The following is a 24,568-nucleotide window of genomic DNA, read 5'->3' on the forward strand; positions in this document are numbered from 1 at the left end:
ATGTCGTTTTAAAGTTTAGATTTTGAATTGGTAGGTTAACCCAACACCTAAATTATTTGACTTGGCTGTGTTTTTGCCGCTTACTCTTTGACTGTAGTATACCAGGGCACCCAGCCCCTTCGCAGCTTTTGGATAGTATTGAGCGATCAAACCAACCTGACCGAACTCCACCTTATTTGTTGGTTGTGCAGCATTGTATTTTCTGATGTCATCACCGGAGGTTGACATTAATCCCTGGTAGTTGCACTCCACTTTAAGGGTGTAATTCCACAGCCAGCTCCCCACAACAGCCTGATAATTCCATGCGTCGGGCACGTCCATCAAAGCAGTGTAGTAACTGCCATTGTTGTAGTAATAATCTCTTTCAGCTTCCGTTTGCCCTCTCCATAAATGCGCCCCTGTTACCCTGGCATAAATACCTTTGTCGAGCTGATAATGCACAATACCCCTTGCACCAAACTCAGGCGCTCCAAACCCTAGGGAATACGGCATGTAGTCTGACAGATAGTTACTCATCGGGGTGGAGAAACTAACCGTAGTCAGCAGTGCCAGCTTCCCTGGCCCCAATTGTTTGTTCATCAATTCTCCCTTCAGGGAAATTCCGATATCCTGAAACCCTTTGGCACCGGCAAACTTGCCGCCGTTTGGCTCACTGGATTTCGTTTTTACATAGGGAGTCGCTACAATGAGGTTCACTTTGTCATGCAAACCAATGGCGATCATAGGCAAAACCGTGTTTCTCGTTACTGTCTCGATCGTTTGATTCACCCTCAAGAGGTCGCCTTCCCAATAGTGGTCAAAAGAGCTCATATCGTAAATCAACGCTACACATGACTCTCGTTGTTTCATCATGAAGGCATCTGTAGGCGTTTGTGCTGCCACCTGCGTCAGGCCGATAACAAAGGCAGAGATACCAAAAAGTATATATTTATTGCTTTTCATTAACTGCTAGATTAGAATTTAAGGGTAATGAAATTTCAGGCACACTTGTCCTTTTATAAGTTGATCGACAACTCGCCGGTAAAGTCGCAAAATTTACCTGCCACCAGTAAAGTAAGTCTTCACATCAGCGTATCTACTGGTCATGCTTAACGCCATAGGGCGGGTATTTCTTTAAGGTAAGTGGCTTGAAAAAACTAGTTTTGAGATCCGGTAAAGTCGTTTACATCAAGAGTATGCCGGGCCATTCCAAAACGATAAGTGAAACCGAAGTTGATCAGATAGTCAGCAAATGCGGCATCGCCGTTGACCAACTCCCCTGTTTCTTTGGTTCGTTGCTTATCAGAAAAATTTTGCACTCTTGCCCTATCTACCGCTACTGGCACCGTTAGACTAAAAGCCATGTTGCCAACACCGTAGTTGACACCTGGCTCAAGCGACATTATATAGCCTGGTCTCCTGAATCCCTCATCCCCTCCGATGAGGTCGCTTGATGGCACACCCTCCAACCTTGCTCCGCCATACAAGCCAAGCCCCTGCACAGGAGTGACGTACAATGCACCCAGACGGGCTGCGTACTGATCGGACACAGATAATTCTGAAGCAGATCCCCGGAAATTGGTAGTCGAATATTTCTCTCTGGGATTCACCATGTAGTACAACAATGCGCTCACCACCAGCTTCTCTGAAATGTTGTGGTAAGCCTGTGATTCAAATGTAATGCCAACACCACCATCGCCTGGTTGGATCGACTGATCGAGGCCAGAGTTGATCACCTGGTCGCGGTTAGGCCCCTGGTTGTAGAATTTGCCCTTTGCCCGGTAATTCCCAGAAGGAAGCTTCATGCCCAAGCCAAGGGAAATATTGGATCCTGCATGCGTGGCGGGGTCGAGCAGCCAGTAGCTCGCACCAAATCTTATGTCTGCCAGCCCGCTTGAATGGGTCCAATGCCTGTCGCCGAGGCCATTGGGTGGGTTGCCTCCATGCTCGTACATCGACGACCTGGCGTGATTAACGAAAGGAAGAACAAAATTAACTGAAAGCCGGTCTGAAATGCCGTAGGCTATCAGAAAGTCGAAGAAATAAGAATCGTTTATTACCTCAGTGCCGTTTTCAACTCGCTCAGTTTCTTCATGCTTTCCACGAAAATGTTTGTACGAATGGAAATACCTGAAATTGGTTGCTGCGTTCCACTGTCCTTTGCCAAGCACAGCACCGCCTCCAACGTTGACACCGGCCCCTGACCTAACGGCAATACAACCTTGTGAAAAAGCCTCGTTAGCAGCCGCCAACAGGCATATCAAAACTATATATATAGTAAATGTAGATTTCATTCTGAGATGATTTTAGTAAAAGAAAAAGTATTGGGTAGACCAATTCTGAAAAGCCCTACTTATCATTTCTCACCGTCTTCGACAGCACAAAGCTTTGCCAGAAAACCTGCCAGCGACTTACTGAAGCTCCAAACAACTATAAACAACCTCGTTTGTAGGAAACCAGCTAAAGTTTCGCAGCAAAAGACTGATGTGTCGGCGATGAAGAAATAACGAGATGACTACCCAGAATCGGTCTGATTCTGTCTTAAACTAAAATACCTCTGGGTGGAGGGCTTTGGATCGAAAGGTAAAAAATGTAATTGGAGACAACGTAGTCGGCATTCTCTACGGAATAAAAACTACCGTAGGAAGCCCTTTCCATTGTCACATTCGAAATCATGTAATCTTTAGAAAGCGACTTTGAAAAATCAACCTGTTTAGCCGTGGAAGCATCCGGCGCTGTGAAGGTACTCACATAGTCCTCAATGGCTTCATGTAGCTTTTGTTGATTGTGGTCAGGAAGGCAAACGATGTACAGTGTATCCGCTGCATATTTTTGTTTGACCAATCGATAGAACTTTCCTTCTACCTCGATAAGCCCATCAACTCTTTCATAGTTGGCCTGGTCAGGCATGTAGGCAAGAGACACCGCTACCTTGAACTCAACTAACTCTTCTTCATTGAAATTGTCTGAATCCAGGTCGCTAACTACTTGTTGTTCAAAGTTATATTTCAAACCCATGAACACACCGTAAAAACCGATGATGTTCAAAAGGAACAGAAAAAGAAGCGATATGGCGGTGATCCGACGCAATGAAGTAGGTATACTTTTCCGAAATGTATTCATTTAGCTGAATTATCCCAAACCCACCCTAAAGGAATAATTTACTATATTTCGCATGGATATCTGCAACCAACCGTAAGTTCATAAGTACTTTAAGCATTACGCCATAAGCCTGTTAGTTCAGACTCTATGGAATACGTGCATAGTTTTTTCTCGAAAACTCAAAACTTTCCTACATCTATGAGCTTACCATTCGATCACCTTGTGATTAAAGTCGATGACTTAGAAAAAGCCACGCAAACATTCACTGCGAGCGGCTTTGTAGTAACAAAAGGAGGCGTACATAGGGGCGGGTTCTCTGAAAATGCATTAGTGATGTTTAAAGACGGAAGCTTTCTGGAGCTGCTGACGATCAGAAAAGGTATCAAACCATTTCTTTTGAAGCTTTATTCTAAATCCCAGGCTTTCAGGTCTCTCAAGTACTCGAAGAAATGGGGACTTTTTCACAGGTTTTACGATCGGGCTCTTTCGCTGCCTGAAGGAGTGACCGATTTCTGCCTTTTGTCAGCTGATATAAAAGCAGATTTGATTAGGATAAATGATGGCGGACTTTTCGTCACTAAGCCAATGGCAGCAGCCAGAAAGAAGCCAGATGGAACAAAGATCACCTGGCAAATGGCATCGACTCTCCTCACCGAGCTTCCATTTATTCGGGGGCCCTATTCCACTCCCTCAGCTCCTTCCGAGGAAACCACAACGCATAAAAACGGCATTGTCGGCATCAAATCAATTACTCTCCTGGCGCTTGATTTTAAGGAAATGATGCGTAACCTGACTACCTTACTAGGCCAGGAACCCCAGCAAAATGCGGCTGAAGAAGACAAAGAGGCCAGATATATTATTGGTTCAACTATACTGATTTTAAAAAAATCATCGGAGAATGATGCGCTCATCAGAAAATTGAGAAGCAAAGGCCTGGGGGTGTTCGGGATCGAGTGGGAATTTGGTACAAGTGGTTCGCAAGTAGATTTCGATTTTTCTAACTTACATGGATTAGTAATGCTTTAGTGCAGCAGCCTTTTTTTAGTAAACCTTGAAGGGTTGGCTGACTAAGACAAACCAACCTTAAATGAAGAGATTAACTTACCTCCTACCCCTACTCGGGGCAATCATTTCATGTTCTTCGCCTGATTACGACGTAATTATCCGCAACGGACTTATCTACGATGGGTCGGGCAGCGCTCCTATTAGTGCCGACCTGGGTATTAAAGCCGATACGATTGCGGCCATAGGCGATCTGAAGGAAAAGTCTGGAGCAACGGAAATTGATGCCAAAGGCAAGGCAGTGAGCCCTGGCTTCATCAACATGCTAAGCTGGGCAACTGAAACCATCATCACCGACCCAAGGTCAATGAGCGATATCAGGCAGGGAGTTACCCTTGAAGTATTTGGTGAGGGTGTATCTATGGGCCCACTGAGCGACAATATGAAGGCCGACTGGGTCAAGAATGCGGAAGAAGAAACTGAGGTCACCCCAGAATGGACTACTCTCGGAGAGTACCTGGAGTACCTGGAAAACAAAGGTGTCACACCCAACGTAGCTTCTTTCATCGGCGCTACTACCCTACGTATTCACACTGTTGACTATGATAATCGCCCGCCAACTGAAGAAGAACTGGACAGCATGCGGTTGCTGGTCAAACAGGGGATGGAAGAAGGCGCTTTGGGTATCGGTTCATCTCTGATTTATGCTCCTGCCTTTTACGCCAGCACGGAGGAATTAGTAGAACTGTGCAAGGTGGCTGCTCCCTATGGTGGCCGGTACATCACCCACATGCGAAGCGAAGGCAATCAGCTATTGGAAGCGGTTGACGAAACGATCAGGATCGCCAGGGAAGCTGGTCTGCCTGCCGAAATCTACCACCTCAAGGCGGCGGGCACTGACAACTGGTGGAAAATCGACACGTTGCTTACTATGATCGAAGGAGCGAGAGCAGAGGGAATTAAACTCACCACCGACATGTATACCTACACTGCTGGCGCTACAGGTCTGGATGCTGCTATGCCTCCCTGGGTACAGGAAGGTGGACCGGAAAAATGGAGAGAAAGGCTCAAAGATCCAGAGATAAGAAAGAAGGTGATTGAGGAAATGCGAACGGCCACCAATGAATGGGAAAACCTGCTGCTATCTGCCGGTTCGCCAGAACGGGTTGTGCTGCTTGGCTTCAAGAACGATTCGCTGAAACCAATCTACACCGGAAAAACCCTGGCGGAAGCCGCTGCAATTCATGGTAAGTCTGCTGAGGAAACCGCTATTGATTTGGTGATAGCCGATGAGACCCGGGTGGGTACGGCCTACTTCATGATGTCGGAAGAAAACGTCAAGCGCCAGATACAACTGCCCTACATGAGTTTCTGCTCTGACGCTGGCTCGGTGATGCCAGAGGGCAAAGTATTGGAGTCGAGCACCCACCCACGCACTTATGGCAATTTTGCCCGGCTGCTGGGCAAGTATGTGAGAGACGAGAAAGTGATTTCTCTGGAAGAGGCAATCAGAAAGCTATCTTCGATGCCAGCAGAAAACATGGGTATAAGAAAGAGGGGTCGGCTTGTGCCTGGCTATTATGCCGATGTGGTAATCTTTGACCCGGCGACGATTCAGGATCACGCTACATTTGAAAACCCTCATCAGCTTTCCACAGGCGTGACCGACGTTTGGGTAAATGGCGTGCAGGTACTTAGTAACAGTGAGCATACAGGAAGCTTTCCCGGAAGAGCAGTAAGAGGCCCGGGATGGGTTGGATACAAAGACTGATCAGGGGTGTCAATGATATTAGGTTGTGAAGTAATCGGCAGGAAGAAGATATAATCAACCGGCAATTTTACTTGCTACAGTTATTCTCCTATCTTAATGAAACTATACTAACCTGACCATGAAAACTGTAGTTATTACGGGTGCCACTGCCGGAATTGGCTTTGAGACTGCCAAACAATTGGCTCAAAAGGGATACAGGGTTATTCACCTTGCCCGGAATAAAGATAAAGCCAGAAAAGCCGACAGCCTTATCAAAGCTGCCGCCGGCCACGAGAATGTGCATCATATTGTAGCTGATTTGGCCGATCTCCGTTCGATTCAGGAAGCTGCTGGCAAAATCAAAGAGATTTCCCGTAGGATTGATGCCCTTATCAACAACGCTGGTGGGGTTATTGACACAGACGACCGAAGTAAAGATGGCATTGAAATGAACTTCACCATCAATCATCTTGGGCATTTCTACCTGACAAACCTTTTACTAAATGAACTGCTGGCTTCCAAAGCAAGAGTCATCAATGTGAGCTCGGAAGCACACAAAATCGGATACCTGAATATCGAACAAATAAAGAAGAACAAAGGCCTGACATCTGGCTTCAAAGGATATGGTGACGCCAAGCTATGCAATCTGTTGTTCACCAAATCACTTCATGAACGATACAGCGACCGTGGGCTTACAGCCTTCTCCGTTCATCCAGGCGTTGTAAAAACCAATTTCGGTCATAACATGAAAGGTTTTGTGAGTGGCGTTATCAAATTTGCGCAGCTCTTTATGATCACGCCTGCCAAGGGAGCTTCCACGTCGGTTTATTTGGCCACGAAAGAAGGAATTGAAAAAAACAGCGGTGGTTATTTTAAATCGAGGCGCTTAACCACTCCTTCCACCCAGGCCACAAGCGACAAAAATGCCGAGGATCTTTGGGCACTAAGTGAACAAATGATAAAGGAAGCCCTGGAAAACTAGTTACCCTTCACGACAGTGAACTCAACTCTTCTGTTGAGCTTTCGAGTCTCCTCCGACGCATTTGAAGCGATAGGTTTGGTTGGCCCAAAGCCTTTGCCAGTCAACCGGCTCTTGTCGATTCCTTTGCTGACCAGGTAATCAATCACGGTCTGCACTCTGCTTTCCGACAATTCAATATTGGGTTTGATAGGCCCCTGGTTGTCAGTGTGACCTGAAATGAGTATTTCTACTTCCGGGTTGTCTTCCATCATTTTCCTTACCCTTTCAAGGTCTGCTTCTGAGCCCTTGATCATATTGGCTGTGCTTTGCTCAAAAAGCACATGTGAGAGTGTTACCGTGTTGCCCACAGACAGTGGCTGCAATAATACTGTCTCGTTGATTTCCTCTCCATCAAATGTCTCAACTACCAGCTGCTCCTCCAGATACCCCTTAGCGGAAACCGTGAGGGCGTAAGAATGGCCATTCTCCAGAGCAAAACTAAAGGTTCCGTCGCTAGCCGACTGGTAATTGGTGTTGTAATCCGACGTTTGGCCGGACACTGATATGTTTGCAGCCAGCGCCCCAAGTGTTTTCGCATCCCTCACAATTCCCGTAACCTGAGTGCTGGCTACTGTTGGGGCTTCTACTGTCGGTACTACTTCCGGGTCGATGGACGGTTTAACAACGGCCCCAATAAGTGGCGTTTGCGGAATAGTGTCCAGCCTTTGAGCTACAATGTCCGACTTGATTTTTACTCGTTTGATATCGCTATAACCCTCGGAGTTCTGCGTGCTGGTGAGGTAAGCGAAATCGGCACCAGACTGAAACGAAAACGACAGCTCGGTGCCGACAGTATTGACTTTATTGCCAAGGCTGACCGGCTCCGACCAGTTTCGCCAGGAGTCGTCAAGCCTTTCTGAATAGAACAGGTCTCTTCCTCCCAGCCCCGTAATCCCATTGGAAGCAAAAATCAGTGTTTTATAGTCTTCGGCCAGGAACGGTGTATTTTCCTGAAACGCCGTATTGATCATAAAGCCAAGATTTCTGGGCGAAGAGTAGCTGCCATCTGATTCTCTGAAGCAAACATAAAGGTCTTCCGTGCCATAACCTCCAGGCGCTTCTATCGAAAGCAGCAACACTGTTCCGTCTGCTGTTACCCAACCACTTTGATGAGTGCTCTTGTTGCTGAAGTATTTAACGTTCAACCTTTCTGGCGCCGTCCAACTGCTGCCATTTCTACGACTGGTAGCCACAGCCTTCCTGAGTATCCCGTCCTTGTCTTTGTAGTCAGTGGAAATATACATCAGGTTGCCACCATCGGCAAAACCAATGATAGCATTGAGTCCGTCGCTGTTCAATGGTGTACCTAAATTTTGGGCTGGGAGCCATTCTCCAGAGGCCGACTGCTCACTCATCCAGATATCACCCTTGTCTCCCTTGCCTCCCACATTGGCAGCATGCTGCACCCTGGTAAAGAACATCATAGTGCCGGAAGGATGCAGCACTGGATTTTCTTCAAAGGAAGGAGAGTTGATACTACTTCCCACAGTCTCCTGACCATCATAAATGGTCAGGTTTTGAGCGTTCAGTAACACGGAACAAAACAGAAAGGCGGGAGCCATTAAAAGCGCTAAATACTTCATTAAACAGGATTTTCGGCAAAGTTAATAGAATAACGAACAATCATGCCCGGATAAGGCAATCGGTATGGCGAAAATTGGGTGAGCGGTCGGGTGGAGACACCTTTGAAGCACGTTTTAGTCCCTGGCATCAAAACTAGTATCCTCGATCTCTATCAATTTTATTCTTCAATGGCTGCCCTGCCAACATGGCTTTATAATTAGCCACAATCTGGTAAGCTGCAGCATCAGGGTTGGTGATGCTGGCTATATGCGGAGTGATAAACACTTTAGGATGCTCCCAAACCGGATGGTCCTTTGGGAGAGGTTCGTTTTCAAATACGTCCAGAAAGGCACCCGACAACATTCCGTTGTCGATAGCTTCTATGATATCGTTTGCGACCTGGTGATGCCCTCTGGCGGCATTGATCAGGTAGGTACCTCTGTTCATGTCGGCAAACAACCTCCTGTTTAAGATCCCTTTGGTTTCAGGAGTAGCCGGCAGCAAGCACACCAGGACGTTTATTTGTTTGAGAAAAGTGCTTAGCCCATCTTCTCCGGCAAAACACTTTATTCCATCCACACTTTTACGGCTATTCGAATACCCAAATACTTCGAAGCCAAGGGCTTTCAGCTTCCTGCCAGCCTCCTGACCGAGCACACCGAAACCCATGATACCTATCCGGCAATCGACTTCGGGCGGCGACGGCTGATCCCAAATGTGTGCTTTTTTATCGGCGAGGTATTTGTCAAACCGCCGATGATGATACATCACAGCCGAAACGACGTAGTTGCTCATCGAGAAGCTGAGACCCTCATCAACGATGCGAACTATGGGCACGCCGTCAGGCAGCTCCGGGTCTTTGAGCACATGGTCAACCCCTGCCCCCATGGAGCAAATAAGTTTGAGGTTAGGAAAAGCTGTCAGTGACCCGGCAGGATGGCCCCACACTACTGCACAGGTTATTTCTGATTGATCACCAGTCTCCGGCCAAATGCGAACATCAAGGCTTTCGTCTGCCTTGTTGAATGCTGTAATCCACCGACTTAAATCCTTGTTTGGTGCAATAATTACTATCGACATAGCCTATTTCCTGCTTACAAATGGGTTATCCTTTATATAAAACCGCCACGGTTTCAGTGCATCTTCCCCGGCGTAATCCACTCCTATTCTCGTCTTGGCCGCTATTTCTTTCTCAGCCACGGCGATTCCTCTTTCTTCCAGCCAGATGGCAGGCCCTGAAAGCGACTCCCCTGTGTTGGCTACTTTAATGCCAAGGGCCTCGCCTACCGTTCCGGGTCCTGCCGATATCCTTTTGAGGGAGCTCTTTCTTCGTCGCTCCATCATTGTATGCCCACCTTCGAGCGGCTCCAGTGCCCTGATCAGCACTGCGTCGGCCTTACCCTCCACATTAGTTACCACATTAACCATGTGGTGGATGCCATAGCACAGGTAAACGTAGGCCACGCCACCTTCCTGGAACATCACTTCGGTGCGGCTCGTCTTTCCAAACCGGCATGCATGGCACGCCATATCGCCCTCACCACTATACGCTTCTGTTTCAACGATCACTCCGGCCGTCAATTCTCCGTCAAAAAAAGTGCACAGTACTTTCCCTAGTAAGTTTTTTGCTACATGCACTACATCATTTACCACATAAAAGTCTTTTGATAGCGGTTTCGCTGCCATTTCGATCCTGGGTGTTTACGTGCTGAATATTAATCCATAACTTCGGCTGAACAATACAAAACAACGTTCAAACAAACCTTCATCAAAATATGAGAAATATTTTTGCACTTGCAGTAGCTTTGATTTTTGCCGGGCTGTCATCCCATGCGCAAATCAGTACGCCGGCGGCGAGTCCGTCTTGCAGCATCACCCAACAAATAGGCCTAACAAACCTGTCGCTGGAGTATTCGAGACCTAGCGCCAGAGGCAGAACGATCTTTGGTGACTTACTGCCTTATGGCGTTGAGTGGAGAACGGGTGCCAACTCGCCTACGACTCTTACTTTCGACAAGCCAGTAATGATCAGGGAACAGGAGTTAGCAGCGGGCAGCTATGTCATTTCATCGGTGCCCGGCAAAACAGAATGGACAGTTACCTTCTCACAAAACGACCAGAAAGTAGCGACTCTTAAAATAATGCCCGTTGCCTATCCTATTCACGTCGAAACGCTGGGCATCCAGTTTGAGAAGATCACCGAGACTTCAGCCGACCTCCAAATACTTTGGGAAAAGACACTGATCTCTATCCCGATGGCGTTTAAGACCGATGAGCAGGTGATGGCACAAATAGAAAGCTTCGCTAAAAACCCCGAGGCCAGTTTGGCCAACTCTTATTACCAGGCGGCTAGTTACTACCTCAACACTGGCAGAGACCTGAACAAGGCTTTGGAGTGGGTGAATAAGGCCATTGCCGTAAATGACGGTTTCTTCTGGCAGCACAGAACCAAAGCACTTATCCTTGCTGGCCTGGGCAAATACAAAGAGGCTATTGCATCGGCGCAAGTCAGTACTGAGAAATCGAAAGCCGCTGGCAATGCTGACTACCCAAGACTAAACGATAAGTCGATTGCCGAATGGCAGGCTAAGAAATAATTGAAAAAGGTCGCAAGGGTGTCAAATGATGTCTTTGCGACCTTAAAATCATTGGCAAACGAACTTTTAGTCTTCAAAGACTGCTTTCTTATTATCAAATGAAACACTATGGCACTGATTAAAGACAGCTATTTGCCTGTTCCCTGGGATTTCAGAGAGGTGATGGAAGAAGTAAAAAAGCAGGAAAAAGATGGCGTGATTTACTACTTCACTACTGAACCGGAAATGGAAAGTGCTGAAGGCAAAATTTTGGATATCGTCGAAACACCTGAAGGTGAATTCCTGCTCACGTCCAAAGGCCATAAGGTTCGGTTGGACAAGATCGTCACTCTTTATGGAAAGCCCGGGCCGTCTTACCATATCTATGATGGCTACGCCAATGTGTGTCTGAATACCCACAAAGACAATTGCTGAGTTGGAAATAAGAAAGATCAAAGCCGAAGATACCTGGCCAGTCCGGCACAGAGTAATGTGGCCCGACCAGCCGTTTGACTTTGTGAAGGTGGATGAAGACCACGAAGGCATCCATTATGGGCTTTTTATTGACGATGAGCTGGTATCCATTGTTTCACTCTTTCTCAAAGATGGCAAAGCGCAGTTCAGGAAGTTCGCTACCGAAGTTGAACACCAGGGTAAGGGCTACGGCACTTTTCTGCTTAACTACCTTTTGAAGGAAACTGAAGGCCTGCATGTATCATCCGTGTGGTGCAATGCCAGAACGGAGAAAGCCGGGTACTACGAAAGGTTCGGACTTCTGAAAACAGATGCTACTTATATGAAGGGAGGCATCGAGTTTGTGGTGATGGAGAAAGTGCTTGTGTAAGACGCCTGACTCAATCTCTTTTTTAATTTATTGATGCTATATTGAGAAGGTAAAGCGAAATACAATGAAGGTGCTTAATTATCGAATTTTATTGAGAGAGGAACCGGAGGGTGGGTTTACGGTACTTGTCCCAAGCCTTGAAGGCTGTATTACTTATGGTGAAACCCTCGATGAAGCAAAAAAAATGCCCGAGAAGCAATAGAACTATTCATTGAGTCGCTGGAGGCTGATGGCACACCAATCCCGTCGGATAATTTTCTTGAATACACGCTCCATATAGAGCATGCCTGATTACAGCAAAAATGATTTGCCTAAAGGTGCTTTCAGCTCCTTTTTACGCCAGGCAGGCCTGGAAAAATAAGCTATTTTTACTTCTTGTAATTTGCAATGGCGAACATACGAGCTAGCCGTTCAATGTTTTAGGCACCATCAGGTTTGTCCCCAGCTGCTCATTCATCTTTTTGATAAAATAAGCCGACAGCAGTGGCGACTCCAATTCAATGTTTTGGTGAATAAAGAAGTATAGCTTCTCCAACCCCTGCTCCTTCCATGCCTTTATCCGCACCAACCAGTCGTCGAGGCGTGGGTAGTCTGTCGGGTGATTGGCTCCCACATAACGAACAAATGCATGAGGGGTAGTTAGTCGCATATGCATCATATCTCTCCTTCCTGCGGTGTCCACCAGCACATTGGCCACTCCCTTGTCTTCCAGGAGTTGATAGAACTTTTCAGCCGAGGCGGGGTCGGTAAACCAGTCTTCGTTGCGCACCTCAATAGCCAGCGGAATCACCTTGGGGAATTCATCGATGAATTTGATGACTCTGTCAAAGTCCTTTGGTTTGAAGTTGTCGTGCATTTGCAAAAACACCATCCCAAGCTTTTCCTCGAGCCCACTAATGGCGTCGCAATACTCATCCACTACCTGCTTGGTGTCGATGAGCCGCTTAAAATGGCTGATAGAGTTCGTAAGCTTAGGGAAGAACTTAAAGCCCTCTGGCGTTTTCTCCTTCCATTTCAGCACCTGGTCCTTTTTTGGAGAGTTATAAAAAGTGGCATTAAGCTCTATACTGTTAAACTGTGTGCTGTAATAGCTCAGCTCGTCTTTTGTACCCTTTGGATAGAAGTTTTTCAAATCAGTCTTGTTCCACTTCGCACAACCTACAAAGGCCTCAAAACTTGCGTTTCCTTTGGAGAGCACTTTAGCAGTATCAGGATGATCAGAGGGAATTGTAAAGTCAATAATACCGGGGTCAGGAACGGAACCGAATTTCATTTATTTGAGCGTTTAATTGGGCATCCAATATACGCAACTCTTCATTTTCAAAGGAAGTATTTCAGTCAATTGATTATACAGCTTACTACAACATCACAACAGTCCGCTTCAAATCGATAGTTGTAGCAAGGAGAATTGCCGATACTTGTACAGGACGATTGATAGTGCAATATCCTCTTACATTCAAGTCCATATATTTCATTTGTTAATCAAAACCCACAGGCAGTTTGTCTGTGGGTTTTTCAGGTCTGAAAGACGCAAGGCAAAGCAGTTCGACCCACTTCATCAGCATAATAACCCCTTCTTTGGTAACTTTTAAGACAATTTGGTTATCGCCACGCTAAATGAAACTCCAACAGACGTAGATGACAATCACAGATATAAAAGGCACTGTAAAGCTGAACAACGGCATTCAAATGCCCTACTTTGGGTTGGGTGTTTTCAAAACCAAAGATGGGAAAGAGGTAATTGATGCTATACATCACGCTATAGAAAATGGCTATCGACTCATAGACACTGCTGCGCTCTATGGAAATGAGCGTGGCGTTGGCGATGCTGTAAGAGCATCAGGCGTCCCCAGAAAAGACATTTTTGTCACCACGAAGGTGTGGAACAGTGAACAGGGTTATGAGCCAACGCTGAGAGCGTTTGACCATTCGATAAAGCGACTGGGGCTTGATTATGTTGATCTCTATCTGATACACTGGCCGGTGAAGGAAAAATACAAAGACACCTGGAGAGCACTTGAAAGGCTGCTAAACGAAGGCTACATACGCTCTATTGGTGTCAGCAATTTTCTACAACATCACCTTGAAGATTTGATGAACAGCTCGTCAACGGTGCCCGCTGTCAACCAAATAGAATTTCACCCCCGCCTGGTTCAGCAGAACCTCCTGGATTTCTGCGCCGAGAAAAAAATTCAGGTGGAGGCCTGGAGCCCGCTGATGCAAGGCGGAGTGTTTAAAATTGAAGCCCTTCAGCAATTAGCCAGCAAATACGGAAAATCGGTTGCTCAGGTAGTTTTGAGGTGGAATCTTCAAAAAGACGTAACTACCATCCCAAAAAGTGTGACCCCATTGAGGATCAAAGAGAACGCAAACATTTTTGATTTCACAATAACCCCTGAGGACATGGCTGCAATCGACCAACTAGATAAGCATCAGCGAGTTGGCGCCGATCCTGACAATTTCAGCTTCTGAACTATCCCTTAATGATCATCTCGCCAGGGTGTATTTTTCCGTTGGAAAATATTCTTTTACAAAGAACTCTTGTAAATTCCAATAATGGCGATTTGAAAAAATATGCCCAAATTTGCTAAGTGTAGACTACCCTTTGAACATTATACCATAGTTTGCTGCAAGAACCGGAAGCACTGACATTTGTAATGTTATACTATGGAGAACAAGAAGCATTTCGTCGGCCTGACGGACGAACAAGTTCAGGAAAGCAGGAAAAAGTACGGCAATAACTTACTGACTCCGCCTGAAAGGGATCCGCTGTGGAAGCTTTTTTTGGAGAAGTTTGAGGATCCCATCATCAGAATACTCCTCATTGCCGCCTTCCTATCCCTCATTATATCCGTTGTTCATAATGACTATGCTGAAACGATAGGCATTTTCTGTGCAATATTTCTGGCTACGGGAGTCGCTTTTTGGTTCGAAATGGACGCCAACAAAAAGTTTGATATCCTCAACAAGGTCAACGATCAGGAGCTGATCAAGGTCATTAGAAATGGTAAAATAGGTGAGGTGGCCAAGACTGACGTTGTCGTTGGCGATATCATCCTGCTCGAAACCGGAGAGGAAGTCCCCGCCGATGGAGAGTTGCTTGAGGCCGTTTCGCTGCAAATAGATGAGTCGACGCTTACCGGCGAGCCACTCATAGACAAAACAACCAATCCAGCTCACTTTCACTCCGACTCCACTTATCCATCCAATTGGGTGATGAGGGGCACAAAAGTAATTGACGGGCACGCCACGGTGGAGGTTAAAAAAGTAGGAGACGCCACAGAATTTGGCCAGGTAGCCAAGAAAGCCACCGAAATGACGAAGGAAGACACTCCTTTGAACAAACAGCTGGATCGACTGGCCAAGCTCATTGGTGTGGTTGGGTTTATTCTGGCGGTGCTTACCTTTTCTGTTCTTTTCGCCAAGGACATGTTTTTCGGAGCCACTGAGGTCCCTTTGGTGCAGCTGGGATCCGCAGGAATCGTCATTATTGCGATAATGGTGGTACTGGTGAAGGTTTGGCTACCTATTGTGTACGATGGCATTCAGCTAATGGGCTACGACAAAGAAGTGCCTGACAGTGTTGAAAACGGAAGCTGGTTCCGATGGCTATCCTATGGCGTCGTGACTTTTGCCGTTTTGCTCGGTGTCGGCTTCGCTGCCGGATTAGATATAACCAGTGCCGAGTCCTGGGCCTCGATAGACCTGGCAAAAATCATTCTACAGCATTTCATGGTGGCGGTTACGCTTATTGTGGTGGCAGTACCTGAGGGCCTTCCTATGAGCGTTACGCTAAGCCTTGCCATGAGCATGCGGCGCATGCTGAAAACCAACAACCTTGTGCGGAAAATGCACGCCACCGAGACTATGGGGGCGACCACCGTTATTTGCACAGATAAAACAGGTACGCTCACCCAAAATCAGATGACCATTTATCAAACTGATTTCTTTGGTTTAAAAGACCAGCAACCAAGGGAAAATAGCGATGCAGCCAATCTGATTAAGGAAAGTATTTCTGCCAACACAACCGCCCATCTTGACCACTCTAACCCTGTCAAGAGCAAGTCTCTTGGCAACCCCACAGAAGCAGCGCTGCTTTTCTGGTTGCACAAAAATGATATCGACTACCTTGAGCTAAGAGAAAAGGCTGAAGTCATCGAACAACTGACGTTTTCTACAGAACGCAAGTACATGGCTACGCTCGTTGAGTCGCCTACTCTTGGAAAAAAGGTGTTGTATGTGAAAGGGGCTCCGGAAATTGTGATGTCCAAATGCAAAGATGTAGCCTCCGATGCTACGCCAAGGCTCATCAAAGAAGTGAAGAGCGATGTAGATAATAAGCTTACTGAGTATCAGGGCAAGGCAATGCGAACACTCGGCTTTGCTTACAAAATAATAGAAGATGAAACACCAGCCAGCATCAAAGACCTGGCTGACTTCGACTTAACATTTCTCGGTATTGTGGCCATCTCTGATCCGGTGCGGGAGGAAGTGCCAAGTGCTGTAAAGGATTGCCACGATGCAGGCATTGATGTAAAAATTGTTACTGGGGACACACCTGGCACCGCCAAGGAGATTGGCAAGCAGATTGGCGTTTGGAAGGATGAGGACAGTGATTTACAGATAATCACAGGAGTAGAATTTGCTGCCCTTAGTGACGAAGAAGCGCTTAAGAGAGTACAGGGGCTGAAGATCATGTGTCGTGCAAGACCTTCCGACAAGCAAAGGCTGGTGCAGTTATTACAACAAACGGGCTCAGTGGTGGCTGTTACTGGCGACGGCACCAACGATGCCCCGGCACTGAACTATGCTCACGTAGGGCTTTCCATGGGCTCTGGCACCTCAGTCGCCAAGGAGGCCAGCGATATTACCCTGCTGGACGATTCGTTCAATAGCATTGCCACAGCAGTTATGTGGGGGCGATCACTCTACCAGAACATCCAGCGCTTTATCTTGTTTCAGCTTACTATCAACGTGGCGGCGCTATCGATAGTCTTTCTTGGCTCGCTTATGGGCTTTGAGCTGCCTCTCACTGTCACACAAATGCTTTGGGTGAACCTGATCATGGACACCTTTGCAGCAGCCGCTTTAGCCTCTCTCCCACCAGATCACAATGTAATGAAGAGTAAGCCCCGGCATCCGAACGACTTTATCATTACACCTGTCATGAGCAAAAACATTTTGTTTGTCGGGTTCTCGTTTGTCGTGCTACTTGTAGGGATGCTTTTCTACTTTACCAAAACTGATGGTGAAATCAGCGCCTACCACTTGTCTGTTTTCTTTACAGTGTTTGTGATGCTGCAATTCTGGAACCTGTTCAACGCTAAGGCGTACGCAACTGGCAAGTCCGCCTTCCACGAACTGGATAAGGGGGTAGGCTTTATCATCGTTGGCATTCTGATAGTAGTGGGCCAGTTTATGATTGTCGAGTTTGGTGGAGAAGTTTTCAGGACAGTTCCTATATCACTGAAAGACTGGGGAATCATCATTGCTGCGACCTCGCCGGTACTTTGGATAGGAGAAATATCGAGGGCGTTGAAAAAATAGGTAGCCCCTACTTGATAAATAAAGAGGTCGCTCTGTGCAACATCACAGAGCGACCTCTTTATTTAGACCGTTTCTCAGGCTGGCAGTGCCTCTCTGGCAGCTCTGTCCGGATCATTTTTCAATTCACAGGCGTCGTTGAGCACCATGGTCTCGCCGTTTTCCTTGGTATAGGCAGCCCAGGTCGGTAAGGCGCCCGCATTAGGATCGCCAGTGCGCATAAACGAAAGCAACGAAGCCGACATCTTCTCTGAAAGCTTCCTTGGACGGCTGCCTCCACCGGTGTGGGTGTACATCCTGTCGGTGTTGGCATACCAGAAACAGATATCGATACAATGGAAGGCTTTCATGCGGCCATCATACAGCTTAGGCTCCCAACCAAACCAGGCCAGGTACACCGGGGCCTTCTGGCCTGACTTGGCATTGGAGGTGGAGATAGCACTTTTGCGGTTAGAAACAGCCATGGCCCAAACTTCGGCCGGCTTGGCATTTGGAAAGTTGGTCTTATAGGCATCCATTACTTTTTCGGCATCGTCACCAAACTGTGGCCTGAGTTTTTCTACCACTCCGGCAAAATCAATCGCCTCAAGCTCTGCACTGGTGCGTGTAGGCGAGCGTTCATGGAAAGTAGTACATACCATCAATGGCATATTGGCTCCTGTGCCGTTAGGGTCACTAAAAAACTCCTCCGCTGGTACATGTACACCGTCGGCCACTGGCCCGAAGCCGCCTCTGCCACTACCTGAGTTCAAGTTGTCCTTTCTCGCTTTGTCAATGGCTCTGTAAGCTATATCGAGGTATTCCCTCCAGGGAATGTCCTGTATTTTATCGAGGGTAGCTGGTGTAAGCCCTGCTTCTTTCATCACATATTCACCCAACTTCTGAGAGTAGCTCTGGTCGACGCCTTTGAGCATCGATCCGCTAAGCGCCACACCTTTGTGCACCAGCTGCTGGGCTGCCGGCATGGCCATTACTCCGGTGACTTTGGCACCCCCGCCCGACTGCCCCATGACAGTGACATTGCCTGGGTCTCCTCCAAAATTAGCAATATTATCACGTACCCACTCCAGCGAAGCAATGATGTCAAGCATTCCAACATTCCCAGATGAAGCATACTTCTCTCCTCCTACGCCAGAAAAGTCAGTAAAGCCAATTGGCCCCAATCGGTGATTGATCGAAACAAAAACAGCATCTCCTTTTTTACTAAAGTTTTCGCCGTGATAGCCGTCCTGCTCAATGGCATTGCCGTTGGTAAAACCCCCACCATGCAACCACACCATCACAGGGCGCTTTTTGCCGTCAGTGGCAGGTGTCCATACATTGAGGCGCAAACAGTCCTCGCTGACGTCGTCGTAGTTCCAGTGGTCAGCGAACGAGTAGTGCACATTGGCATAGCGATCATCCATGATTTGTGGAGCCGTGTTTCCCCACCAAATGGTTGGCTTCACGTCGGTCCATGGCTCGGGTTTTTGAGGTGGCATGAACCTGTTTTTTCCTGAGGTGTCTGCTCCATAGGGTACACCCAGGTAAGTATAGACGCCGTTGAGTATATAACCCCTCACTTTTCCCGAGGTGGTATTTGCCACGGCGATGTCGTCTCCAATGAACAGGAACTGCTCATCATCATCGATTTCATCAGCCGTGGACTTGTTAGCATTAGCATCACAAGATGCGAGCGGCATGGTAGCTGCCATGCCTATTCCGGCGGTGCCCAAGCCCATTTTTTGGATAAAATCTCTTCTTTTGGTGTTCATGGTGGGTATAGTTTAAATAAGTATGGATTTCAGTCAATAATAGATACTGAAACCCTTCGATTGCTCAATTTATCATATTTAGATATTTTTTTAACGGATATATGCTCAGCTAGCTGGCATATGATATTAGGAGCTCTATAGATATCGAACTCGCATGTGCAATAAAATGAATAGCATATAAACTGACCAAGCCTGAACTGAGAAATTTATATATTATATATGAATACTTTTTTTTCTTATGTCTATCTGTAAAAAATTCACTACTACTTTGTAAAAAAAAATTATATATAAATTTATTCCTCCAATAACTACATATAATCAAGATATAGGTCCCATGAAGAATTATACAGCAAAATCATTAGCTACATTTTTTACTATTTCTCTTATAGTCTATCAGAATACGTGGGCCCAGCAGGCAATGATAACTTCCATTTCTAACATTACCGCAACCACAGCGACGGTGAACTGGACACACTATGGGTCCCCAACGCCAGGGTATTTTCAAGTCATTGTCTCTCCTGGTTCTACAACTTACAATGTGTGGAGTGGCACCGCTACTTCTCAAAATATTTCCGGTTTAGGGCCGAACACAAACTATAGTGTCCAAGTAGTGGCGTGGTACAATTCGGGGAGCTATTCCATAGCTTCTCCTCAATACGCATTTAAAACTTGCCTATCAACGCCACTCGTGCCGACTAACCTCTATAGTTCGAACATAACTTCTACGTCATTTGTAGCCAATTGGACTGCCTCCACATCATGCGTTGATTATTACAAAGTACAGGTGGCTGACTACAACAACAATATAGTGGGAACATATAACACGACTTCAACAAGTCAACTTGTCAGCTCTCTTACTTGCTCTAATACAAGCCAATATCTCTATAAGTTTCGAGTAGCTGCAGTTTTTAAGGGTGTTCAGAGCAGCGCTTCTTATTGGCAATCCGTGTACATTGCATTGCAAACTCCATCCACACCTTGGGTTTTATATGGAACTCAAACATCCACGTCGTGCACAATATTCGTCAACCTTCCATCATGTGAAGTATCGCAAACTAAACTTTACCTCTATCTAAACGGAAGTCTGGTCGATGGATATCCAAAATATATGGAAAATTACTCGTATGGAAGTCGGAAGGTTTTAGCTGTAACCTCTTTAACACCTAATACGACATATACCGCCAAGGCAAAGAATTTCCACGGCCCAGAGTCACCTTTCTCAGACGAATTGCAGTTCACAACATTACCTGCTTCAGGCGCCTTTCTTCTTGATCAAATTAGTGACGTTCCTGACGTTAGCATGTCGGTTTTTCCAAACCCGACAAGTTCAGAAATTCGTTTAAAGTCCTCAATTGAAACCCATGGCACAAAGGTATTCTATTTAATTATGAATCAGGCTGGGAAAGTTTTCATTGAGGGCACGAGTTTATTGGAGGCACCAATCTGTATTGAGGGATTGGAAAAAGGTATCTATTTTTTAAAATACAAGACAGAAAATTCAGAAGGTATAAAACGGGTGGTGAAGTTTTGAAAATCCTTGTCATAAGGTAGTCAATAGATTATTGAATTCAAGCAGAAGGAGCTTTGCAGTTTCGCTTCCGATCGAACAAAGTTTTTAGTTTGAAGTTGAACCAAGGGTTCGTGAACTCATACTTTGCTAGCTGACAAAAACATTCTCTATCTACAAATTCGGAATATTAACAGACAACCCTTTTTAGAACCACTTTGGATAGTGAATCGGCCATCATTAAAACATGAAAGTAAAGATTATCTAACGCATTGGAGCCATATTTTATAGTGAATATTCTACTTAGCCAAAGGATCAGGTCTCATCTGAAACTTGAACACCTTGCTTGTGGTGCCCTTTCCGCCTTCCATGTGAAAAGGCGTTCGGGTGCTGATGGTAGCCCACACTCCTCTTCCTTTCCACCCAGCTTCGGGGTCGTCGATTCTGCCATCCATCCATTTGGTAAAAAAGCCCAATGGATAAGGCACTCTCAGGCGCACAAACTCACCATCTTTCAGCGCTAACAAGGCCTCCGATTCATTGCCCGTATTGATGGGCACATTTTCTCCCAGCCCAAGTGTGTTGAATTGATCTACCCAGGTATAATAACTGGCTTCGGCGCTTCCTGGTGCATCCAGGTTTTTAAACTGCGGCAAAGGTTCAGGATAGAACGTCCAACCCTCGGCACAATGCTGGCCTGTGGCATCCGGGCCGTTGAGCGGCGCCTTACATTTGCGGCGGTCAAAGCTGGCCAAATGCCCACTGGCCAGGGCTACCCAGGCCACGCCGTTTCTGTCCACATCCATACCACGGGGAGAAAAGCCTTCAACAGGCTCTCCCGACTCTTTAAGAGGTAGCTCATAGTATTCCACCAATGCTGTTTCGGGTGGGTTGGTGCCCGGATCGAGGCGAACCACTGCCCCAGGGTAGCCAAGCGAAGAGCCCCATACCGATCCGTCGGGAGCTGGCGATACGGCATAAAGCCCTTTGGTAATGCGTTTGTCTTTTTTGGGGTCAACGGGTTGATCCGGCTCCACATAGTCATCCCGTTTGCCATTGCCATTGGTGTCAAGAATAAGGGCAGTCCAGCCCTGAGAGGCTTGCTCATCTCCGGTCTCACGATACTTCTTTGTATTCAGCCACCCTATTACCTGTCCTCCTCCGCTGGTCCACAGCGTATTGTTGGCATCTTCGGCAAACATCAAATGGTGAGTGCTGAAGCAAGTCCGTATCGTAGTATAATTCTTGGTATCCGGGTCATATAAGCCAAGGTGGCGATAAGAGCGATCTGCAGGAAATAACTTGGCAGAGGGATGATCCGACCCTGCTTTGCAGAAATCAGGATTCTCCGGTAGACCGACATTGGCCGTTATCCAAACTTTTCCAAGTTCGTCCATCATGGGGTTGTGCACATTGGTTTTGCTGTCCCAAATGGCTTCATCACCCCAGTAGACTGACGGCTCCAGCACTTCGCCGGAAACAGACTTTGTTTCCGGATCCCTTACCGTAAGCGGTACCTGCCCCGTTGTGCTGGTCATGGGATCGAGCACGGGCAAATAGTCGGTGCTCAATTCGGTGGCTCCGTAGAGTTTTCCGTTGGGGTTGATTGTCGGATCCCGGCGATCAGTCGATACCAAGTCGTGCATATAAGCCTTGGGGTCCGCCCAATCCCATTGGCTGATCACCACATTTCTCTCAATCCCCTGTGGCCGAGAGGGTGCTTCAGGCACCTCTCCTGCCGCAATACGGTCTGTCCAGTCGGCAAACATGCTGAGCGTTCCCTCAGCTCCAATCTGATGTATACCCGACACCATACTCGATCCCGCCTGGCCGGACCTGATTCGGCGTGCCCAGGCGTCCTTAGATGAACTAAACGTCCCAAGTGTCGGACGAATCTCCCTGGTGCCCTTGCTGCCGAGCTGGTGGCATGCCAGGCAGGTGCCCGACTTTATCCTTGACAAGTACTGGGCTTGTGTGAGTACGCTTTCTGATATGCCGTTACCGTTGACACCTGTCCCCGGAAAGCTTTGCTTGTCCGGCACATGAAGCAAAGAAAACCAATAGCCACCCGGGTAATAGGCAGCGGCGGCTTTGGCATCGGGCGCAGCAACTGCCTCTAAGTCAATTGACGAACCGGGCTTCCCCTCTTTCTTCGGTGAATCAATAAGCCCATAGCCCCTCACCCAAATGGAATAGGTAGCGTCGGGCAGATCGGGCAGCAGGTAGCGTCCCTGATCATCGGTCACGACGATTTTGGCGAATCTGGTGGGCAGATCGAATGTCTCTGCTATCACCCATACTCCGGCTTCCGGGCCGCCGGGGCCTGTAACAATCCCACCGATATCATCGGCATCGACGCCAGTCGTTGCTTTATCCGACTGGCAGGCAGTGTAAATTCCTGAAAGGAAGAATAGGATGGCAATGATGCTGTAAGCAGACTTCTTGCCTGCGAGCGAGATTTTGAGCTGGTTCATGAGTAAGTAGTTTGGCACTTACTAAAGATAACCAGCTGGTTATTAAGGGCAAAGAGTTTGGAATGGATTATTGGTTTTGAATGTTCATTCCCCCACAAGGCACTTGAACTGATCAAAAGCTCTTATCTCGCAAGCGTCCTGCCGGATCGCACATGCTTCTGAGTAGCCTGTATTAGGGTCTCGCCACGAAAATTGAGATTCCTGATCTCCGCTATGCTTCGTCAGGAATGACGGAGACATTTGGCTTCTACCATAATCATGCTTCGTTGGCGCTACATTTTACTTAGGAAAATACTCTGCTTGTATTTGAAATTCTGAAAATCGATAGATTTGGCTGGTTCCATCCTGACCAAAATTTGAAGTCGTTTCAAATACCTTGAAGTAATTGCCTTTGTAAAATAAACCAGTCTTAAGGTTTGTCAGAGCAATACCAACATTTACATGATCTTTAGACGGGTATTCAATGAGAATAATTGGAATATCCAAAATTTCACGCACCAAATAATAAAGTAGTACTGTGCGGTCCTCACAATCCGATTTTTCATAGTAAAGAGATTCGAAGGGTGTATACCATTTTTCCCGATGAAGAGAGGGATTCTGTAAATCATCACTATACTCAGTTGAAGTTTGCACAAATGATAAAAGCAGCTGGATGATCTCTGATTCAGATTTCCCTTCAATTAAACTATTTAACGACTTAAAAAATGATTCGTGTGTTTCGACAGGGAGCTTTGAGTTTACAAGGTATCTAAATTCTAATGCCGGAAATTGTCTTAAGTGGTCAAGGATATCTAAATCTATTATGACGTTAGCCGTTGCAACTGAATGTCCCTCACTCGTGGTGATTTTAAAATCAATATTCTTCCGAATTTCACGAGTTGTTTCATGACAAGGATATTGAAATAGGCTGAAGTCAAAATCCTTAGCTGATTTACCATGGATAAAAAATTCTTCTATGTTGTAACCAGAGTTTGGAAAGGTCAAATAAGAATAAAAGTTCTTTTTTTTACTGTAACCGGGATAGCTTTTACTTTCTGACCGAACCGCCAAATAAATCCTTCCATTTTCAAAAGACAGTCTCGAGTCGTACCCAAATTTCATTAATGTAAACCATATAAAGGCTGTCTTAAAGTTATCGTCAGCATTTGGAAATAGTTCATCAGTAAAAACCACTAAAAACTGATAGAAAAACCAATCGTTCAGACAAATCCGATTGCGGATATCCGTAAGGCTTTTTTTGGAAACTAATGAAATTCGCACGATTTAGTCGTGTATAAAACTGTTTCGTACCGTCTTTGTCAGCTTGAACAATTTGGGAAATCAAGAGCGTGGTATCATAATTCACACAAATCTTTTCCGACAAAAAATCTACACACAAGCTATTTGCCTTCACGTTATTTAAGGAGAAGCTGACAACTATTGATAGTATGTACAATAATACTTTACTCATGA

At 46.4% G+C, this 24,568-nt stretch carries 19 protein-coding genes; 9 read left to right on the top strand and 10 right to left on the bottom strand.

Translation table 11 applies throughout. The annotated features are described in order from the left end of the window. Positions 1 to 15 precede the first annotated feature (15 nt). The 3 genes from ACMVP2_RS27415 to ACMVP2_RS27425 all read right to left on the bottom strand — a co-directional run bounded on the left by ACMVP2_RS27415 (position 16) and on the right by ACMVP2_RS27425 (position 3,102). On the bottom strand, positions 16 to 942 hold the full coding sequence (locus ACMVP2_RS27415) for a transporter (RefSeq protein ID WP_416865977.1): 927 nt from the start codon (positions 940 to 942) through the stop codon (positions 16 to 18). Positions 943 to 1,136: 194 nt separating this feature from the next. Beyond that, complete coding sequence (locus ACMVP2_RS27420; RefSeq protein WP_416865978.1) at positions 1,137 to 2,273, bottom strand: transporter; 1,137 nt, start codon at positions 2,271 to 2,273, stop codon at positions 1,137 to 1,139. Between the two features lie 247 nt (positions 2,274 to 2,520). Continuing rightward, a complete protein-coding gene (locus ACMVP2_RS27425) occupies positions 2,521 to 3,102 on the bottom strand; it encodes a hypothetical protein (RefSeq protein ID WP_339792481.1) in 582 nt (193 codons plus the stop codon). Positions 3,103 to 3,279: 177 nt separating this feature from the next. Here ACMVP2_RS27425 and ACMVP2_RS27430 point away from each other — a divergent pair, with 177 nt between their 5' ends. The 3 genes from ACMVP2_RS27430 to ACMVP2_RS27440 all read left to right on the top strand — a co-directional run bounded on the left by ACMVP2_RS27430 (position 3,280) and on the right by ACMVP2_RS27440 (position 6,815). Beyond that, positions 3,280 to 4,107 (top strand): VOC family protein, encoded by an 828-nt coding sequence (locus tag ACMVP2_RS27430; RefSeq protein ID WP_416865979.1) that lies wholly within the window; start codon positions 3,280 to 3,282, stop codon positions 4,105 to 4,107. 61 nt (positions 4,108 to 4,168) lie between these two features. Then, the gene (locus tag ACMVP2_RS27435) at positions 4,169 to 5,854 is read left to right on the top strand and encodes an N-acyl-D-amino-acid deacylase family protein (RefSeq protein WP_416865980.1); all 1,686 of its coding nucleotides are present in this window, start codon (positions 4,169 to 4,171) and stop codon (positions 5,852 to 5,854) included. Positions 5,855 to 5,972: 118 nt separating this feature from the next. Beyond that, positions 5,973 to 6,815: an SDR family NAD(P)-dependent oxidoreductase gene (locus ACMVP2_RS27440; protein ID WP_339792477.1), complete on the top strand. Its 843-nt coding sequence runs from the start codon at positions 5,973 to 5,975 to the stop codon at positions 6,813 to 6,815. Here the strand turns inward: ACMVP2_RS27440 and ACMVP2_RS27445 are convergent. From ACMVP2_RS27445 to ACMVP2_RS27455, 3 genes are all read right to left on the bottom strand, one after another. Further along, the gene (locus tag ACMVP2_RS27445; RefSeq protein ID WP_416865981.1) at positions 6,812 to 8,437 is read right to left on the bottom strand and encodes an OmpA family protein; all 1,626 of its coding nucleotides are present in this window, start codon (positions 8,435 to 8,437) and stop codon (positions 6,812 to 6,814) included. The two genes, ACMVP2_RS27440 and ACMVP2_RS27445, sit on opposite strands and share 4 nt — an antisense overlap. Positions 8,438 to 8,570: 133 nt before the next feature. Continuing rightward, positions 8,571 to 9,497 (bottom strand): 2-hydroxyacid dehydrogenase, encoded by a 927-nt coding sequence (locus tag ACMVP2_RS27450; RefSeq protein ID WP_416865982.1) that lies wholly within the window; start codon positions 9,495 to 9,497, stop codon positions 8,571 to 8,573. A gap of 3 nt (positions 9,498 to 9,500) precedes the next feature. Next, positions 9,501 to 10,103, bottom strand: a complete 603-nt coding sequence (locus ACMVP2_RS27455; protein WP_416865983.1) for a DNA-3-methyladenine glycosylase — start codon at positions 10,101 to 10,103, stop codon at positions 9,501 to 9,503. 89 nt (positions 10,104 to 10,192) lie between these two features. Between ACMVP2_RS27455 and ACMVP2_RS27460 the strand changes: the two genes are divergently transcribed. The 3 genes from ACMVP2_RS27460 to ACMVP2_RS27470 all read left to right on the top strand — a co-directional run bounded on the left by ACMVP2_RS27460 (position 10,193) and on the right by ACMVP2_RS27470 (position 11,837). Then, positions 10,193 to 11,014, top strand: a complete 822-nt coding sequence (locus tag ACMVP2_RS27460) for a DUF2911 domain-containing protein (RefSeq protein WP_416865984.1) — start codon at positions 10,193 to 10,195, stop codon at positions 11,012 to 11,014. Positions 11,015 to 11,122: 108 nt separating this feature from the next. Beyond that, entirely contained in the window at positions 11,123 to 11,428 is a 306-nt protein-coding gene (locus tag ACMVP2_RS27465; RefSeq protein ID WP_339792468.1) for a hypothetical protein, read from the top strand. Between the two features lies 1 nt (position 11,429). After that, complete coding sequence (locus ACMVP2_RS27470) at positions 11,430 to 11,837, top strand: GNAT family N-acetyltransferase (RefSeq protein WP_416865985.1); 408 nt, start codon at positions 11,430 to 11,432, stop codon at positions 11,835 to 11,837. Positions 11,838 to 12,240: 403 nt separating this feature from the next. On the opposite strand, the gene ACMVP2_RS27475 is transcribed toward ACMVP2_RS27470, so the two are convergent. Beyond that, complete coding sequence (locus tag ACMVP2_RS27475) at positions 12,241 to 13,110, bottom strand: DUF72 domain-containing protein (RefSeq protein ID WP_416865986.1); 870 nt, start codon at positions 13,108 to 13,110, stop codon at positions 12,241 to 12,243. A 365-nt stretch (positions 13,111 to 13,475) separates the two neighbouring features. Here ACMVP2_RS27475 and ACMVP2_RS27480 point away from each other — a divergent pair, with 365 nt between their 5' ends. Both ACMVP2_RS27480 and ACMVP2_RS27485 read left to right on the top strand, forming a co-directional pair. After that, on the top strand, positions 13,476 to 14,309 hold the full coding sequence (locus ACMVP2_RS27480; protein ID WP_416865987.1) for an aldo/keto reductase: 834 nt from the start codon (positions 13,476 to 13,478) through the stop codon (positions 14,307 to 14,309). Between the two features lie 195 nt (positions 14,310 to 14,504). After that, positions 14,505 to 17,384 (top strand): calcium-translocating P-type ATPase, PMCA-type, encoded by a 2,880-nt coding sequence (locus tag ACMVP2_RS27485; protein ID WP_416865988.1) that lies wholly within the window; start codon positions 14,505 to 14,507, stop codon positions 17,382 to 17,384. A 74-nt stretch (positions 17,385 to 17,458) separates the two neighbouring features. Here ACMVP2_RS27485 and ACMVP2_RS27490 read toward each other — a convergent pair whose 3' ends face one another. Then, positions 17,459 to 19,135 carry a carboxylesterase/lipase family protein gene (locus ACMVP2_RS27490; RefSeq protein WP_416865989.1) on the bottom strand — a complete coding sequence of 559 codons (1,677 nt, stop codon included), beginning with the start codon at positions 19,133 to 19,135 and terminating at the stop codon, positions 17,459 to 17,461. 334 nt (positions 19,136 to 19,469) lie between these two features. On the opposite strand from ACMVP2_RS27490, the gene ACMVP2_RS27495 reads away from it, so the two are divergent. Next, positions 19,470 to 20,666: a fibronectin type III domain-containing protein gene (locus ACMVP2_RS27495; RefSeq protein ID WP_416865990.1), complete on the top strand. Its 1,197-nt coding sequence runs from the start codon at positions 19,470 to 19,472 to the stop codon at positions 20,664 to 20,666. A gap of 275 nt (positions 20,667 to 20,941) precedes the next feature. Here ACMVP2_RS27495 and ACMVP2_RS27500 read toward each other — a convergent pair whose 3' ends face one another. Then, positions 20,942 to 23,116, bottom strand: a complete 2,175-nt coding sequence (locus ACMVP2_RS27500) for a hypothetical protein (RefSeq protein ID WP_416865991.1) — start codon at positions 23,114 to 23,116, stop codon at positions 20,942 to 20,944. 279 nt (positions 23,117 to 23,395) lie between these two features. After that, complete coding sequence (locus ACMVP2_RS27505) at positions 23,396 to 24,376, bottom strand: hypothetical protein (RefSeq protein ID WP_416865992.1); 981 nt, start codon at positions 24,374 to 24,376, stop codon at positions 23,396 to 23,398. Between the last annotated feature and the right edge of the window lie 192 nt (positions 24,377 to 24,568).

Source organism: Imperialibacter sp., from assembly GCF_048007035.1.
Lineage (GTDB): Bacteria > Bacteroidota > Bacteroidia > Cytophagales > Cyclobacteriaceae > Imperialibacter.